General features: G+C 62.4%; 14 protein-coding genes. 4 read left to right on the top strand and 10 right to left on the bottom strand.

Going from position 1 to position 16913, the window contains the following annotated elements; genetic code table 11:
- Positions 1 to 835: 835 nt before the first annotated feature.
- Positions 836 to 1033: a hypothetical protein gene (locus tag R3F00_RS13125; RefSeq protein WP_371282243.1), complete on the bottom strand. Its 198-nt coding sequence runs from the start codon at positions 1031 to 1033 to the stop codon at positions 836 to 838.
- Between the two features lie 661 nt (positions 1034 to 1694).
- Between R3F00_RS13125 and mnmG the strand changes: the two genes are divergently transcribed.
- Together mnmG and R3F00_RS13115 are read left to right on the top strand one after the other, a co-directional pair.
- Positions 1695 to 3581, top strand: a complete 1887-nt coding sequence (gene mnmG / locus R3F00_RS13120) for a tRNA uridine-5-carboxymethylaminomethyl(34) synthesis enzyme MnmG (RefSeq protein ID WP_371282242.1) — start codon at positions 1695 to 1697, stop codon at positions 3579 to 3581.
- A gap of 73 nt (positions 3582 to 3654) precedes the next feature.
- A complete protein-coding gene (locus R3F00_RS13115) occupies positions 3655 to 6012 on the top strand; it encodes a Tex family protein (RefSeq protein ID WP_371282241.1) in 2358 nt (785 codons plus the stop codon).
- Positions 6013 to 6081: 69 nt separating this feature from the next.
- Here the strand turns inward: R3F00_RS13115 and R3F00_RS13110 are convergent, their stop codons facing one another.
- The 4 genes from R3F00_RS13110 to glyQ form a co-directional block, all read right to left on the bottom strand.
- Positions 6082 to 7095, bottom strand: a complete 1014-nt coding sequence (locus R3F00_RS13110) for a YbaY family lipoprotein (protein WP_371282240.1) — start codon at positions 7093 to 7095, stop codon at positions 6082 to 6084.
- 228 nt (positions 7096 to 7323) lie between these two features.
- Positions 7324 to 8229, bottom strand: coding sequence for a diguanylate cyclase (locus R3F00_RS13105; protein ID WP_371282239.1), 906 nt, complete (start codon positions 8227 to 8229; stop codon positions 7324 to 7326).
- Between the two features lie 210 nt (positions 8230 to 8439).
- Positions 8440 to 10608: a glycine--tRNA ligase subunit beta gene (glyS, locus tag R3F00_RS13100; protein ID WP_371282238.1), complete on the bottom strand. Its 2169-nt coding sequence runs from the start codon at positions 10606 to 10608 to the stop codon at positions 8440 to 8442.
- Positions 10605 to 11510 carry a glycine--tRNA ligase subunit alpha gene (gene glyQ / locus R3F00_RS13095; protein ID WP_371282250.1) on the bottom strand — a complete coding sequence of 302 codons (906 nt, stop codon included), beginning with the start codon at positions 11508 to 11510 and terminating at the stop codon, positions 10605 to 10607. Before glyQ ends, glyS begins: the two co-directional genes overlap by 4 nt.
- Before the next feature lie 75 nt (positions 11511 to 11585).
- Between glyQ and R3F00_RS13090 the strand changes: the two genes are divergently transcribed.
- The gene (locus R3F00_RS13090) at positions 11586 to 13427 is read left to right on the top strand and encodes a GspE/PulE family protein (RefSeq protein ID WP_371282237.1); all 1842 of its coding nucleotides are present in this window, start codon (positions 11586 to 11588) and stop codon (positions 13425 to 13427) included.
- A gap of 142 nt (positions 13428 to 13569) precedes the next feature.
- On the opposite strand, the gene R3F00_RS13085 is transcribed toward R3F00_RS13090, so the two are convergent.
- On the bottom strand, positions 13570 to 13974 hold the full coding sequence (locus R3F00_RS13085; protein WP_371282236.1) for a hypothetical protein: 405 nt from the start codon (positions 13972 to 13974) through the stop codon (positions 13570 to 13572).
- On the opposite strand from R3F00_RS13085, the gene R3F00_RS13080 reads away from it, so the two are divergent.
- On the top strand, positions 13973 to 14764 hold the full coding sequence (locus R3F00_RS13080; protein ID WP_371282235.1) for a BPSS1780 family membrane protein: 792 nt from the start codon (positions 13973 to 13975) through the stop codon (positions 14762 to 14764). The genes R3F00_RS13085 and R3F00_RS13080 overlap by 2 nt on opposite strands.
- 52 nt (positions 14765 to 14816) lie before the next feature.
- Here R3F00_RS13080 and tatC read toward each other — a convergent pair whose 3' ends face one another.
- The 4 genes from tatC to R3F00_RS13060 form a co-directional block, all read right to left on the bottom strand.
- Positions 14817 to 15581: a twin-arginine translocase subunit TatC gene (gene tatC, locus R3F00_RS13075; protein WP_371282234.1), complete on the bottom strand. Its 765-nt coding sequence runs from the start codon at positions 15579 to 15581 to the stop codon at positions 14817 to 14819.
- The gene (gene tatB, locus R3F00_RS13070; RefSeq protein WP_371282233.1) at positions 15568 to 15870 is read right to left on the bottom strand and encodes a Sec-independent protein translocase protein TatB; all 303 of its coding nucleotides are present in this window, start codon (positions 15868 to 15870) and stop codon (positions 15568 to 15570) included. Before tatB ends, tatC begins: the two co-directional genes overlap by 14 nt.
- Positions 15870 to 16100, bottom strand: a complete 231-nt coding sequence (tatA, locus tag R3F00_RS13065) for a Sec-independent protein translocase subunit TatA (RefSeq protein WP_371282232.1) — start codon at positions 16098 to 16100, stop codon at positions 15870 to 15872. Before tatA ends, tatB begins: the two co-directional genes overlap by 1 nt.
- Before the next feature lie 130 nt (positions 16101 to 16230).
- Positions 16231 to 16908 carry a lipid-binding SYLF domain-containing protein gene (locus R3F00_RS13060; RefSeq protein ID WP_371282231.1) on the bottom strand — a complete coding sequence of 226 codons (678 nt, stop codon included), beginning with the start codon at positions 16906 to 16908 and terminating at the stop codon, positions 16231 to 16233.
- Positions 16909 to 16913 lie beyond the last annotated feature (5 nt).

Genomic DNA, 16913 nt, shown 5'->3' with positions numbered 1-16913 from the left:
GCCTCGGAGGCTACTACGGTTATCCGTGGGGCTATGGCTACGCACCGATCTGGTGGGGCCCACCGACCGTGATCGTCGTCAATTCGCCAAGCTTGCGACCGGGTGTGGAGGAGGAGCGCGCTCGCCGGGTGGCACTTTCACATCGGCCGGACGGTGCCATGCCCGAATCCGCAGGTTGGGCCCGACGTGATCGAGTTCCAGCGGCGGGCAGCCGCAGCGCAGGTCTGATGAACCTCGGGGTTGGCCCGTGGACCGGTCGTGCTCCGATACAGGCCGTTCGCCAGCCCGCTACCACGCTTTCGCAGCCTCCCGCGGCAAAGCCTTCGCGCAGCGTGGCGCCCGTTTCCAGGCCTCCATCGGGATCGTTCAGTCGGCCGTCGTCCGGCTCGAGACCCATGCGCAGTGCTCCGGCACCGCGGAGTTCGGGTCGAAAGCACTAGGACGAAGTCGTTGCCCTGGTCGTGCATGGCCGGATCGGATTCACGGCAGCGTCAGGGCATGTACCCCGTCCGAACCGTGATTTTCGGCTGCAACCCGTATTCCTGGTTTGCTCGCTTGAGCGCGAATGACAACTGCTCAGGCCTTGCCGGGCAGGTCGGGAGCTGCTGAGCGACCGAATTTTCGCTGCGATCGCCAGGGTCTGATCCGCTACCCGGTCCGCGCGGGCCGCGATGCAGCCGTTGTGTGCGTTGATCTTTCGGGGGGCAGTGACGGAAGGCTTGCGCCTGTGCGATCTGCCGCGCATCAGGAATTGTTGGCCGGGCGAATTGCAGGCAACAAAAAACCGCGCTTTCGCGCGGTTTTCTGGTCTACCCAGAGAGTTTCCGGTGTCAATTCAGGCCGGCAGGCGGCTCAGGGCTTCGTTGATGCGTGCGCGGCGGCTTTCGAGCTGCTGCAGCTGGGCGGTGCTCTGGTCGACCTGGGATGTGGTCTGCATGTCCTGCATCGCCATTTCCAGGCGCCCCAGTTCGATCATGAGGTCGTGGCGAAGGAAGAGAGGATTCAGATTCATTGCGGAGGCGGTAGCGATCATGATGGTGAACTCCCTGGGTAATGTTGGCTTGATAGGGATGTAGCAAGGGGCGTGCCAACCAGGCTGATTGCTCGAAAACCCGGAGTATTCGGAAAATCAGACCGCGAATCTGACGTTTCATGTCGTAAAATGACCGGCGATGACGGAGCCGATCCAGCGCTGCCGGTAATCCGCGATTACGGTCACAGTCTGCCAATTGCTGTTACCGATAAGGTCAAGTCTGACCGTCAAACAACGAATGCCGCGCTTTTGAGGGCGCGGCATTCGTTGTTTGAATCAGAAGACCGGTTAACCTGGCGCCCGGCACCATGGTCCTCTTGGATTCCCCCTGTTCCTAAGACCGCCGGGCGCCAGCCTTTCCGTGCCGCGCCCGATCCCGAGCAATGCTGAACAAGTGGCGCAGCCGTCATGACGCCTTTCTGCGCCACTTGTTCAGCACTTCCCTGGAGGTCTTTCCAATGCATGCTGCCTGGGCAGCTGGATTGGCGAGTTTCAGTGCATCCTCCCACCGGCGCGTGGCCAGCCCCTGAATTCCGACCTTCGACGTGCTCGCATACGTCTAGCGCCGGTGGGAGTGCATGACAACAACAGCAGGTTCCGTGCCAAGCGCATGCCAACGTGCCTGCGATAGAATCCGCTTCGAATTTCCGGGAAGTGAATGATGTCGCTGGATCGTGGTTATCAATTCGATGTGATCGTGGTCGGTGGCGGGCATGCCGGCACCGAGGCTGCGCTGGCGGCTGCCCGCAGTGGCGCGCGCACCTTGCTGCTCAGCCACAGCATCGAGACGATTGGGCAGATGAGTTGCAATCCTGCGATCGGCGGCATCGGCAAGGGCCATCTGGTGCGCGAGATTGATGCGCTCGGTGGCGCCATGGCGCACGCCGCTGACCGGGCCGGTATTCAGTGGCGCACATTGAATGCCTCGAAGGGCCCCGCCGTGCGTGCGACACGATGCCAGGCTGATCGCGTCCTTTACCGCGCAGCGATCCGCTCGATCGTCGAGACGCAGCCGAACCTGCAATTGTTCCAGCAGGCGGTCGATGACCTGTTGATCGAGGCAGGTCGGGTGACGGGCGTGCTGACGCAGATGGGTCTCAGGTTTCATGCCCGCAGCGTCGTGCTGACCGCCGGGACTTTTCTGGCCGGCAAGATTCATATCGGCTTGAGCAACCATGCCGGCGGACGCGCAGGCGATGCGCCGGCGCAGCGGCTGGCCGAACGCATGCGTGAATTGCCGATTGCCGTGGATCGACTGAAGACCGGCACGCCGCCGCGCATCGATGGCCGTACCATCGATTTTGCCGGTCTCGAAGAACAGCCCGGAGATGATCCGGCGCCGGTCTTTTCATTCATGGGTTCGCGCGAGGAACATCCACGTCAGATCAGTTGCTGGATAACGCATACCAGCGAGCATACCCACGAGATTATCCGTGGCGGCCTTGACCGCTCACCGCTCTATGGCGGAATGATCGAGGGAGTGGGCCCCCGCTACTGCCCGTCGATAGAAGACAAGGTCGTGCGATTTGCCGACAAGAGCTCGCACCAGATCTTCATCGAACCCGAGGGTCTCGATACGTATGAAATCTACCCGAACGGCATATCCACATCCCTCCCGTACGACGTCCAGCTTGAACTGGTGCATTCGATTCGCGGCTTCGAGAATGCCCACATCACGCGCCCGGGCTACGCGATCGAATACGACTACTTCGATCCGCGCGGCCTGAAGCCCTCGCTGGAAACAAAAGCCATCGAGGGGCTCTACTTCGCCGGCCAGATCAACGGCACGACCGGCTATGAGGAAGCCGCGGCACAGGGACTGGTTGCCGGCCTCAACGCATCGCGCGCAGCACGCGGACTGGCACCATGGACACCGCGTCGCGACGAGGCCTATATCGGCGTGCTGATCGACGACCTGACGACCAACGGTACGATCGAGCCCTACCGCATGTTCACCTCGCGCGCCGAATACCGGCTGCATTTGCGCGAAGACAATGCAGATCTGCGCCTGACTGCCATCGGTCACGAACTCGGCTGTGTGAGCGCGGCGCGAAACGAACAGGTGCTGCGCAAGCGTGAAGCCATCGAGTCGGAGCAGGCGCGCCTGCACGCGCTCTGGGTCACTCCAGGCAATGCACTGGGCCAGGCCATCGAGCAGGAGCTCGGTGTGTCGCTCAGCCGTGACGCAAGCGCGCTTGAACTGCTGCGTCGTCCCGAGCTCGACTATGTCAAGCTGACATCGCTGGCTGGCCTTGGCCCGGCGGTGGCCGACTCGCAAGTCGCCGAGCAGGTGGAAATAGCCACCAAGTACGCAGGTTATCTGGACCGTCAGCGCGATGAGATCGAGCGCAGTCGCCGCCACGAGGACACGGGCATTCCGCAGGAATTCGTCTACGACAACGTGCGTGGATTGTCTGCCGAGGTCCTGATCAAGCTCAAGGCCACCCGACCGACCACGATCGGTCAGGCGCGACGCATCAGTGGCGTCACGCCGGCGGCCATCTCGCTGCTGCTGGTCCACCTCAAGCGCCATCAGCGCGTCGCCTGAAGCCCTCTCTCGCTTTTTCCCCGGACCACTCTGATGGTCTGCTCGACCTTGCACCCAGGAAAACAGAAAAAGAATGTCCAGCATTGAAGAAAGGCTCGCCGGGGAAATTGCGGCCCGTTCCGAGCAGGTTCGCGCGGCAGTCGAATTGCTCGATGCAGGCGCGACCGTGCCATTCATCGCGCGCTATCGGAAGGAGGTGACCGGCGGTCTGGATGACACCCAACTGCGCCTGCTCGAGGAACGTCTCGGCTATCTGCGCGAGCTCGAGGAGCGGCGTGCGGCGATAATTGCCAGTATCGACGAGCAGGGCAAGTTGAGCGACAGCTTGCGCGCGGATCTACTGGCCGCCGACAACAAGGCGCGCCTGGAAGACCTGTATCTGCCATACAAGCCGCGACGCCGGACCCGGGCGCAGATGGCGCGCGAGGCCGGACTGGAGCCGCTGGCTTTCGGGCTGCGCGACAACCCGGACAAGGTGCCCGGGGAACAGGCGGCCGCCTTCGTTGACGCGGAGAAGGGCATCGCCGATGTGAAAGCTGCGCTCGATGGCGCCCGCGCGATCCTGATGGAGTTGTTCTCGGAGGATCCCGCCCTGGTCGGCGGATTGCGCGAATGGATGACCGCGAAGGCTGTCATCCGCGCCAGACTTGTCGCGGGCAAGGAGCAGGAAGGAGCCAAGTTCCGCGACTACTTCGAACACGTCGAGGCGATAGGGACGATCCCTTCACACCGATTGCTTGCCCTGTTCCGTGCGCGCAACGAGGGCGTGCTCGATCTCGAGCTGGCGCCGCGACCGACAACAGCCTTGCGAAAGCCGTCCGCCGGTGAGGATGCGGCCGTCGCACTCGATGAAGCCGCTGCAGCCGGACACACGGAAGCCGAAGGACGTGTTGCCGGACACTTCGGCATTTCAGACCGCGGGCGACCGGGCGACCGCTGGTTGCTCGACACCGCCAGGCAGGCCTGGCGGATCAAGCTGCATCTGCATCTTGGCCTGGATCTGTTTGGACGCGCCCGCGAAGCGGCCGAAGCCGAAGCGATTCGCGTATTCGGCGACAACCTCAAGGATCTGATGATGGCCGCGCCGGCCGGCGCGAAGACGGTCATGGGGCTCGATCCGGGCATCCGCACCGGCGTGAAGCTGGCCATCGTGGACGGCACCGGCAAGTTGCTGGCGACTTCGGTGATCTATCCGCACGAACCCAGGAAGCTCTGGGATCAGTCGATAGCAGAGCTGGCATCGCTGAGTCGAAAGCATGGTGTAAACCTGGTCGCGATCGGCAACGGCACTGCCTCGCGCGAAACGGATCGTCTGGTTGCCGATCTGATGCGCAGGCATGCCGATCTGAAGCTGGCCAGGATCATCGTCAGCGAGGCCGGTGCATCGGTGTACTCGGCTTCCGAGGTTGCGGCGAAGGAATTCCCGGATCTCGACGTATCGCTGCGCGGTGCGGTGTCGATTGCCCGCCGTCTGCAGGATCCGCTGGCGGAGCTGGTCAAGATCGATCCCAAATCCATCGGGGTCGGTCAATATCAGCATGACGTCAATCAGGTGAAACTGGCGCACGCCCTGGTGGCGCGCGTGGAGGATTGCGTCAATGCGGTCGGCGTCGACGTGAATACCGCCTCGCCGCCGCTGCTGGCGCGCGTCGCTGGCCTGACACCGGCGGTGGCCGACAACATCGTTCGCTATCGCGACGAGAACGGAGCGTTTCGCACGCGCAGGGAATTGCTCAAGGTGCCGCGGCTCGGTGAGAAGGCCTTCGAGCAATGCGCCGGCTTCCTGCGCATTGGCAACGGCGACGATCCTCTCGATGCCTCGGCAGTCCATCCGGAAGCCTATCCGGTGGTGCAGCGAATCATCAGCCAGTGCGGTCGCGAGGTAGGGACCCTGATTGGCGACAGCCGGTTCCTGCGTTCGCTGGATCCCGGTCAGTTCACCGATGCGGCTTTCGGCATTCCGACCGTACGCGACATCCTGAAAGAGCTGGAGAAACCGGGGCGCGATCCACGCCCCGAATTCAGGACCGCAGAGTTCGCCGATGGCATCGAGGACATCCGTGATCTCAAGCCCGGCATGATCCTCGAGGGTGTGGTCAGCAATGTGGCCGCGTTTGGCGCCTTTGTCGATCTGGGCGTGCACCAGGACGGGCTCGTGCACGTCTCGGCGCTGGCAAGCCGGTTCGTCAAGGATCCGCGCGAAATCGTCAAGGCGGGCGACATCGTCAGGGTCAAGGTCATGGAGCTGGATCTTGCACGCAAGCGAATCGGTCTCAGCATGCGCCTCGACGATGAACCGGGTGCCGATTCCAAAGCAGCGAAAAAGCCCTCGACGGAAACCGCGGCCAGGCGCAGCCCGGGCAAGCCAGGCAAGTCCGAGCCGGTTGCGGCCGGCTCGCTGGCCGATGCGTTTGCCAGGGCAAGACGCTGAGCGACCAGCCCAAAGCAGAAAGGCCGGCAGTGCCGGCCTTTCCTTGATGTTCGAACTGTCGGATCGGGATTACTTGCGCTTGGGAAGCTTTTTCTCACCCATGGCGAAAGCTTCCAGTGCACTCGTGTAGAGCGCGGCAGCTTCTTCTTCACTGACAACGTCGCTGTTGCCCTTTTCATTGAGGACAACCTCGCCGGCCTCGTTCCAGCCCACCCGCGTGTTGCCACTGCCCTTCTTCAGAATTGCCAAGGGCTTGCCATCCTCGAAGGCGTACTCGATGTTCGAGCGAACAGCAGTATCACCCTGGCCCAGTTCCGTGCTGACACGCATGAAGCGCAGCTTGTTGCCAGCCTCATAGAAGCCGTCCCATGCGACCGACAGGTCGCCGTCCAGGAAGGAATCCTGGATTCGCTTCATGCCGCCAATCTGCGACTTGAGCTTGTTGAATTCTTCCTTCAGGTTCTCGCCAGCCGTAGCCTCGGAATTGAGCACGACTTCGATGTCCGATCCGGCACCGCCGGTCAGCACCGGTGACTGCAGGGCCTGCACGTAGCGGCGCTCACCATCGATCAGCAACACATTGACGACGTAGACACGAGTCTCGTCGATGCGTCCGGGTTCGAGCGGGAGTGTGAACTGGTAGGGAGGCTGGCCGTTTACAGTTTCGGAGGTTTCGGCGATGACGATGTCCTGCTGGGCCACATCGACCAGTTGGACACTGAGCTTGGCGCCTTCGTTGATCACGGCCGGAGCGCGCAGCGAAACCTTGCCGTTGATCCTGTCGGGAATCTCGACGACGACCGGCTGGCCGTCGTTCTGGGCTGCGCCGCTGCCGTTCGATGCCGAAGAGCCGGCAGACTGGTTGGAGGAATTGCAGCCCCCGAGTACGGCCAGCGCTGTCAAGGCGGTGGCGACAAACTTCATCATGACATGATCCTCCAGAAACAATAAACGAAATGCATCGTAGGTTGAGCCGCAATCATAGCGCTCGTTGAGTGAACGGGCGATAGGTCCAGCCGGGGTCGGATGAAAATTGCACGCCGGGGTGAATCGCGGGCCGAGCACAATAAAGCGGTGGCGCATCGTAATCAATCCTTGATTCCGTTGCAGTTTGGCGTCAGTTTCGTGAATCCTTGCATGGCGGGAGCCGGTTTTCCTCGCCTGGCCTGACGTTCCGCCTGCACATGCGCAAGGCGGTTGAATCGCGTCCAGTTCGGCATTTTCCGCTGCAAGCCGGTTCGATCGAGCCTCTTGTCGGGGCCCCGGCGCCTGCCAGCGCCCGAATCGCGGGTGTCGGACGAATGCGTTGCCCTAAGGATCGAGGTTCGAGCAAACCCGGTTGCGCCCACCTTGCTTGGCCCGATAGAGCTGTTCATCTGCGGCACGCATCAGGTCGCCGGTGGCGCTCATGCCGTTGAGCCAGGAGGCTGCTCCGATGCTGACCGTTATCTGCTTGATCTCGTCGTTCAGCGAAAACTCGAGTTCCGAAATCGTCGAACGCAGTTTTTCGGCGAACTCCACGGCGCGCTCCAGCTCGCTCTCGGGCAGAACGATCGCGAATTCCTCGCCCCCGATCCGCGCAACAATGAATTCTTCGCGCGACTGTCCGCGCAGGGCCATGGCGACCTTCTTCAGGACAAGATCGCCGCTTGGATGGCCGTATTCGTCGTTGACCGACTTGAAGTGGTCGAGGTCCATGATCAGCAGACTCAAGGGACGCTTGTAGTTGGCCGCGCGCGCGATTTCGCGGTCGATCAGTTCGAGGAACTGGCGACGGTTGTAGAGGTCGGTGAGCGAGTCGGCCGTGGCCAACTGGTACAACTCCTCGTGGTAGCGCGCCTCGACCGAGGAACGGTCCATGAACTTGAGGACGCAACTGCCGACCGCGATATGGTCGCCATCCTTGAGCTCCGCCTCGATGATGGGCTGGTCGTTGAGGAAGGTCTTGTTGGTAGAGTCGAGGTCCTTGATCCGGTATCCGGCCGGCTCTCGGGTAATGCGGCAGTGGGCGCGCGAAACACTGCGCTCGACAATCTGGAATTCCGCTTCCGGTGCCCGACCGATGGTCAGCGGCTCTTCGCCAAGATTGATGCGCTGGCCCAGTCGCTGACCCTGCAATACGACCAGGCAGGCTGGCACTTCGCCGGCACCGATCCGGCGGTGCGGATGCATGGTGCGTCGTTGCGTGGTGCTGGCGTCGCTATTGTTTGGACTCATCCCGGGCAGCTCGGCTCGTGGTCGGCGTCAAGCCGAATCATGCCGCATGAGGCATGAAAGGCGAAGCAGAGGCTTCCCAAGCCCATGATTTCATGGACTTCACGCTGTTGTTGGCGTCTCGCACGCCCCTGCGAGCCCGAAGTTTACGCGATCGTCGCCCGGGCAGTCCCCCGATCCTGGTCCAGGGTCGGCCAGACGGGCATGACGCGATCAGGTCGGCGACGGCGCAGCAGGCAGCAGGGATATGTCGGCCACGCGCAGGAACATCGAGCGAAGACGTCCCAGCAGGACAAGCCGATTTTTGCGTATCGCCTCGTCCTCGGCCATCACCATCACGCCATCGAAGAAGTGGTCGACTGGTTCGCGCAGTGCGGCCAGCCGTCGCAGCAATCCCACATAGTCGGCTTCGGCGAGCAGTGGCGCAGAGTCGGTCTCTGCCGCGGCAACTGCAGCTACCAGCATGCGTTCCGCTTCCGATTCCAGCAGGGCGGGATCGATTTCGCCAGTCGGGCTGGCCTCTGCCTGGCGCAGGATATTGCCAATGCGCTTGTTGGCCGCCGCCAGTGCCTGAGCCTCGGGCAATCGGGCAAATGCCATGACCGCGCGCAGGCGCCGGTCAAAATCGAGCAGGGAGTTCGGCGACAGGACGCGTACCGCCTCGAAGGCTTCGCCGGCCACATTCTGTTCAGCGTAGTAGCTGCGCAGCCGGTCGACAATGAATTCATGGATCTCGGCAGCCAGTTCGTTGCGGCGCTTGCCTGCATCGAGTTCGCGAGCCTGGCCGTCCTTGCCCTTGCCCAGGCCCGCCACGAGGGCCGATTCCGGCAATCCTGCCAGCGCTTCGGCGAGATGGGCTTTGAGGTCGATATCGAGCGCACCTTCGATGATCGTGCGGGCCAGGCCGAGGGCGGCGCGCCGCAATGCAAAGGGATCCTTGTTGCCACCGGGCTTCATGCCGACAGCAAAGATGCCGGCGAGGGTATCCAGGCGCTCGGCAACGGCCAGCACCTGTCCGAGTCGGCCCTCTGCAATGCCGTCGCCGGCATTGCGCGGACGGTAGAACTCATCAAGCGCGCGGGCGACTTCTGCGGACTCCGGCCTTTCGCCCTGGCTCGCGTAGTAGCGTCCCATGATGCCCTGCAACTCGGGAAACTCGCCGACCATGCGCGACATCAGGTCACACTTGCTCAGAGCCGCTGCACGGGTCGCCAGCGCCGCATCGACGCCGACCCGGTTGGCAATCACGCGGGCCAGTTCGGCAACGCGGATGCACTTGTCCCAGACGCTGCCCAGTGCCTGTTGATAGGTCACCGACTCGAGCGATTCCTGGAACGACTCCAGTCCCTGCTTTCGATCTTCGTCATAGAAGAATCGGGCATCGGCGAAGCGCGGTCGAATCACGCGCTCATAACCCTTGCGAATTTCGCCAGGGTCTTTCGATTCAATGTTGGCGAACCCGATGAAATGCTCGCTGAGCTTACCTTCGGCGTCGAACACAGGGATGAATTTCTGATTGGTCTCCATGGTCATGATCAGTGCTTCCTGCGGAACGGCGAGGAAGTCGCGATCAAAGTTGCAGGCGATGGCCACCGGCCACTCGGTGAGGTTGGCGATCTCGTCGAGAAGTTCGCTTTCGAGGCGCGGCTTGCCGCCGACTTCGCTGCTGACCCGGGCGACTTCGTCCACGATGCGCTGCCGCCGCTGTTGGGGGTCGGCAAGGACACGTGCTGCAGCAAGCGTGTCCAGCCAGGAATCCGCATCCGCAATCGCTACCGGCCCGGCATGATGGAAGCGATGACCGCGTGAATGCCTGCCAGATTGCAGTCCGAACAGTTCTGCCGGAACGATCTCGGTGCCATGCAGCATGACCAGCCAGTGCGCTGGCCGCACAAAGGCGAACTCGTGGTCGCCCCAGCGCATCGGCTTCGGAATGGGCAGAGACTTGACCGCTTCGGCGAGGATGCCTGGCAGCAGTCTGGCGGTCGGCTGGCCCGGCTGGGTTGCGCGGTAGACAAACCATGCGCCCTTGTCGGTCTCGAGCTTCTCCAGCGCTGCAACTTCGACGCCGCAACTGGCCGCGAAGCCGCTCAGGGCGCGGGTCGGTTCCGCATTTGCGTCGAGGCCTGCGGAAACCGCCGGACCGCGACGCTCGATCGCCTGATCAGGCTGCTGCCGGGCGACTTCGGGAACGAGTACGGCAAGCCGTCTCGGCGAACAGCAGGTTCTTGTTGCCTCCGCATTCATGCTGATGCCGGCTTTCGCCAGTCCGTCGAGCAGATTGGCGGCAAACGCCTGCGCAAGCGCATCGAGCGACCTGGGCGGCAGTTCTTCGGTGCCGATTTCGACGAGTAGTGTCGCGGGCTTCATGTTCGCGCTCATGCGGCTTCCCTGCGATTGCGCAGGCCCGGAAATCCGAGCTTCTCGCGCTGGCTGTAATAGGCTTCGGCGACGCCGCGGGCCAGGGTGCGAACGCGAAGGATGTAGCGCTGGCGTTCGGTGACGCTGATCGCGCGGCGGGCATCGAGCAGATTGAAGGTATGGCTGGCCTTGGTCACCTGCTCATAGGCAGGCAAGGGCAGGCCGGCTTCGACCAGGGCTTTCGCCTCGGCCTCGCAGGTGTCAAACCAGTCGAACAGCCTGGCCACATTGGCATGCTCGAAGTTGTACGTGCTTTGCTCGACTTCGTTCTGGTGGAACACATCGCCGTAGCTGACCACGCCGCGTGGCCCGTCGGTCCAGACCAGGTCGTAGACGTTGTCGACGTTCTGCAAGTACATCGCCAGGCGTTCGAGGCCGTAGGTGATCTCGCCGGTTACCGGGCGACATTCGAGCCCGCCGGCCTGCTGGAAGTAGGTGAACTGGGTCACCTCCATGCCGTTCAGCCAGACTTCCCAGCCCAGTCCCCATGCGCCCAGGGTGGGTGATTCCCAGTTGTCCTCGACGAAGCGCAGGTCGTGAACAAGCGGATCGATTCCGAGCGCCTCGAGCGAGCCGATGTAGAGATCGAGTATGTCGTCCGGATTCGGTTTCAGCACGACCTGGTACTGGTAGTAGTGCTGCAGGCGATTCGGATTTTCGCCGTAGCGGCCATCGGTCGGCCGCCTTGATGGCTGCACATAGGCGGCCGACCACGGCTCCGGTCCCAGCGCGCGCAGGAAGGTCGCCGGATGGAAGGTGCCGGCCCCGACTTCGGTATCGAGCGGCTGGATCAACACGCAGCCCTTCTCGGCCCAGTAGCGGTTGAGGGTCTGGATTACGTCCTGAAAACTGAGTCCGGCCATGGTCTGGGTCACAGTAGCGGTGGCAAAGCGCGCTAGTATAACGGGCACTTGCGCTACACCGAGGATCTGCGCGGCATGGCCACACAACCGGTGCGTCCCGAAGCAACCATGAAGGCGGCTGCCGCCGACCCGGCGCCGGGTTCGCGGCTGGGCCTGCATCACCGCATCGACCTGGACGAAGCCCTCGAGGCACTTCTGGCCGATCGAATCATCAGCGAGGAAGATCTGCGCCGCGTGCGCGCCGACGTGCGCACCACGACCAGCAAGCTTGAGCTCCACCCGCTGATCCTTATTGCCAACCTGAAGCTCGCTGATCGGCGCGATCCCGGCAAGCCGCTCAGCCTCGAAGTGCTGACCCACTGGATGGCCGGGCGGGCCAAGCTGCCCTACCTGAAGATCGATCCGATGAAGATCGATGTGCCGGCCGTGACTCAGGTGGTCAGCCATGCCTATGCGCTGCGCTATCGCATCTTGCCGGTCGCGGTCAGCGAGCTGCAGGTCGTGTTTGCCACTTCGGAACCGTTTGATACGCGCTGGATGGCCGATCTCGGCCACATCCTGCGTCGCGACATCCAGCGCATGGTCGCCAGTCCGATCGACGTCAGCCGCTTCCTGACCGAGTGGTGGGGCGTGCAGCGCTCGATCCAGAAGGCCAGGGATGCCAAGGCAGAGATCAACGACAACGCGGCCGGTCTCAACTTCGAACAGCTCGTCGAGCTCGGCAAGACCGGCGACCTCGGGGTGGACGACCGTCATGTCGTGCATATCGTCGACTGGCTGCTGCAATACGCATTCGAGCAGCGCGCCTCGGACATCCATCTTGAGCCAAGGCGCGATACCAGCCATATCCGGTTCCGCATCGACGGGGTCATGCACAAGGTATTCGAGCTGCCGACGCCCGTGATGACCGCCGTCACCTCGCGCATCAAGATCCTCGGTCGCATGGACGTGGCCGAAAAGCGGCGTCCCCAGGATGGCCGCATCAAGACGCGCTCGCCGGGCGGGCGCGAAGTCGAGCTGCGCCTGTCGAGCATGCCAACCGCGTTCGGTGAAAAGATCGTCATGCGTATCTTCGACCCGGATATCGTGGTCAAGGAATTCCGTCAGCTCGGTTTTTCGAGCGGCGAAGAAACCATCTGGCGCGAAATGGTCGAACGCCCGCATGGCATCGTGCTGGTCACCGGACCGACCGGTTCGGGCAAGACCACCACGCTGTATTCGACATTGAAGGTGCTGGCGACTCCGGATATCAATGTCTGCACGGTCGAAGACCCGATCGAGATGGTCAGTCCCGAGTTCAACCAGATGCAGGTGCACAACGCGATCGATCTCGATTTCGCGGCCGGCGTACGCACGTTGATGCGCCAGGATCCCGACATCATCATGGTGGGCGAAATCCGCGACCTGGAAACGGCACAGATGGCCGTACAGGCATCACTGACCGGCCATCTGGTGCTCTCGACCCTGCATACCAATGATGCGCCGAGTGCGCTCACCCGCCTGCTCGACCTCGGTGTGCCCAATTATCTGATTCAGTCGACCCTGGCCGGCATCGTGGCGCAACGCCTGGTGCGTACGCTGTGCGTGCACTGCAAGGTAGAGGCTCCGCTCGACGAAAATGCCTGGGCGGCATTCACCCACGGCTGGCAACTGCCTGTTCCGGAAACGAATTACGGCCCCAAGGGCTGCCTGGAGTGCCGCAAGACCGGATTCCAGGGGCGTACCGGCATTTACGAGATGATGCGCGTCACCGCGGCCCTGCGTGCCCTGATCCAGCCGGACATGGACCTGGCTCGAGTCCGCCAGACCGTACTCGGCGAGGGCATGCGGCCGCTGCGCGTCTCGGCTGCCGCTCAGGTTGCACGTGGCGTGACCACGCTGCGGGAAGTCATGAATGTCCTGCCGCCCGTCGATTGATGGCCAGGGGCCCGTCGGTGCCCGCTGGGCGCCAGGGCAACCGGGGTTCAGGCCCAACGAAAAAGACGCCAGCTGCAGAGCAGCTGGCGTCTTTGATCGGTAAACTTGCAAGTGCCGTGATTAATGCAGCAACATCAAGCGCTTACTTGCGGCCGCGTGCATTGCTGCGGATCGCCTTGAGCGGGTCGCCGAGCTTGACCGTGGACAGGTAGCTGTTGATCGCTTCGTTGGTGACGTCGTAGAGCGGACGGCCCATTACGGCCGCAGTGGCCTTGAGGCTGTCGCGCATGCGCTTGGAAACGCGCAGACTCGCATCGCGAGCGTCGTCCTGGATTGGTGCTGCTTTCTTCTTTGTGGCCATGGTTCCCCCCATCAGGGATAGTGACAAGTAGTGTTGTGCGACGAAATCCTTTTTCGCCACAAGCAAAAGTGTAACCCCTTTGTGGCATGGAATAAATGTGCCATTCGTATCTACAGGCAAGAGTTTGTGAACTTTGATCGACATCGCGCTGCGATTCAGCGTTGCCTTAAGCGAGGAATCCAACATGAGTGCACAGAAAATTGAAGCGGGCAGCGGCCTGAACTGGATTACCGGAGCGGTTCAGCTGATCCTGAAAAACCCCGTCGTTTTCCTGGTCATGGGTCTGATCGTTGCCGCCATTGGCTGGGTTCCCGTTATCGGTGGATTGGTCATGGTCGTGATCGGACCAGCGCTCTACGGCGGCATCGTCCATGCCGCACGCGAGCAGGAAGCCGGCAGGACAACAGAAATTGGCCAATTGTTCCGCGCCTTCGGCGAGTCGGGAAAAACCGGTGCGATGATCATGTTGTGCCTGCCCAGCATTGCAGGGGCAGTGCTACTGTTCGTGCTGCTGATGATTGTCGTCGGCGGCGCCTTGCTGGGAGGCGGCTTCGCTGCGCTGACCAGTGGGTCGGCCGAAGCTCTGCTTGGCGCGCTGGGCGGCGGCGCCCTGATCCTGATTCCACTGGCACTGCTGATTGCCCTGGTGGTCTACGCCTTGCAGTTCTTTGCCATCCCGCGCGTCATGCTGGATGACGCGGAGCCGATTGCCGCGATGAAGCAGAGCTTTTTCGATTGCCTGGGCAATCTTGGCGCCTACCTGGTGTTTGTCGTCCTGCTCATGGTCGTCGCCGTGGTCCTTGGCCTTGTCCTGGGCATTCTCGGCTTCATCGGCGGCCTCCTGGTCTCGACCCTGCTCACGCCCGTCATCGGCTGTGGCCTCTACCTTGCCTGGCGCCAGGTCTACCCGGAATCGCAAGTCGAATCGGAAACGCCCACAGTTCAGCCAGCCGAAGCCGAAACGACAGACGAATAAGCCGGGGGAAGCGCTTCGATTCGACGAACCCGAGCGGCACCTGGGCTCGACTTCAGGCGGCCGGGGTGTCCGCTTGGTCGGTTGAGTGCTTGCCAAGCAGTCGGGCGGCGAAGATGCCGACTTCATAGAGCAGACACATCGGAACTGCCAGCAGCAGTTGCGAAATCACATCGGGCGGGGTCAGCACGGCGGCAATGATGAACGCGCCGACGATCGTGTACGGACGACTCCTGACCAGCTGATCGGGCGTCGCCGCGCCTATCGCAACGAGGATCACCAGAGCGACCGGAACCTCGAAGCAGAGCCCGAATGCGAGAAACAGGACCAGCGCGAAATCCAGAAAGCGGCTGATGTCCGGCATCACGGCCACGCCCGCTGGCGCGACACTGGTGATGAACGTGAACACGGCCGGCAGGACGAGGAAATAGGCGAACGCGCAGCCGATATAGAAAAGCAGGACAGACGACGCCAGTAACGGCACGGCCAGGCGGCGTTCGTGCTTGTACAACCCGGGTGAGACAAATGACCATCCCTGGTAGAGGATGAAGGGCATGGCAATGAAGACGGCAACGAAGAAAGCCAGCTTCAGCGGGGCAAAGAACGGCGAGGCCACGTCGGTGGCGATCATGGCGCCGCCTGCCGGAAGATGCTCGAGCAAGGGCTTGGCAAGCCAGGCATAGAGCTTGTTGGCGACCGGAATCAGAGCCACCAGAATCACCAGCACGACCGCGACGGCCTTGAGCAGTCGCGTGCGCAGTTCCACGAGATGTGAAAGAAACGACTGCTCGTCGTCTCCGGCGTTCTCAGCGTTGCTCATCGGCGGCGTGTTTTTCCTGTTCAGGGTTCACCGCGTCGCGAATCTGATCGGCAGCCGCGCGGACGTCATCGCGGATGTCCACGCCTTGTGCGGTTTCCCGAATGCTGCGTTTGATGTCTTCGGCAGCGAGTTCGCGCTCGATTTCAGAGCGCACGCCTTGCCAGCTGTTGCGAATGCGGCGCAGCAATGCGCCCGCAGTCCTTGCCGCGGCGGGAAGCCGTTCCGGGCCCAGCACGAGCAGGGCGACGATGGCGACCAGGGCCAGCTCGGCGAAACTGAAGTCGAACATCAGTGCTCGGCGCGATCCTTTTCGCTCTCGCTGGAAGTCTGCGCGGTCGCTGGCGGATCCGCCTTCAGCTCCGATGGCTTGGAAGTATCGTCGCCGTCCTGCATGCCCTTGCGGAAGCTCTTGATGGCCGAGCCCATGTCTTCGCCGATGTTGCGCAGCTTTTTGGTGCCGAAGACCAGGGCCACGATGACCAGCACGACCAGCCAATGCCAAATACTGAAACCACCCATATCAAGACTCCAAAGCTGCACTGCCGGATTCAGGCCGGCCGGGGTTAAGGCACGATGCAATGCGCGGTGGTCGAGAACGTACTGTGAGATCCGTGTGGATCAGCGAGTGCTGTCCTCGACTCGGTGCCGATTACTGTGCAGTGTACTCCTCAAGACTGTCCCTGAAATCCACTACAGCGCCCGGAACATCGCTGACGCCCCCATCAAAGATCCGTCTGGGCGTGATTCCCTCGCCATAAATGTGCTGGTTGCCCTTGTTGTCGATCGACAGCACCGAGCCATCCAGTGCGACGCCGGCGAACAGTCCGCGGGCGCGGGAGTACGAATAGATCTCGGCTTTGAGCTGGGCATCGGTGGACGCCTGCGCGGTACGCCCGACCGGGCCTGCGGCTGCCGAAGCGTCGGCGCCCAGGGTGAACTTGCCGTGCACGATCGAGTCGACGCCACGCTGCGTGCGAAAAACGAGGATTACATCCGTCGAGGAAACGCCTGCCTGGAAGCCAACGCTGCCCCCGGTCAGATTGACGAAGCTCGGGTTCGACCAGGTGCCGTCGCGTGTTTTCACCGCCATCAGGCCCTCACCGCGACGGCCGCCGATGACAAAGCCGGCCTTGATCACGTCGGGAACCACGACGATCGCATGCGCGCTCTGCAGCAGGTCTCGAGGAATCGCCTTGTCAGGTGCCTGCATGACTTCCTTGAGGACGCGCACGGCATTTTCGGCGCGTTTGAGCTCGGCTTCCGAGGCAGAGGCGACGGAGGCATGAACGACGAGCAGGACGAGCAAGACGCGCAGCAGGGAAAACATGGGAA

The sequence above is a fragment of the Dokdonella sp. genome (assembly GCF_041395345.1).
Lineage (GTDB): Bacteria > Pseudomonadota > Gammaproteobacteria > Xanthomonadales > Rhodanobacteraceae > Dokdonella.
The sequence above is the reverse complement of the archived record's forward strand: the minus strand, read 5'-3'. Positions and strand labels throughout refer to the sequence as shown.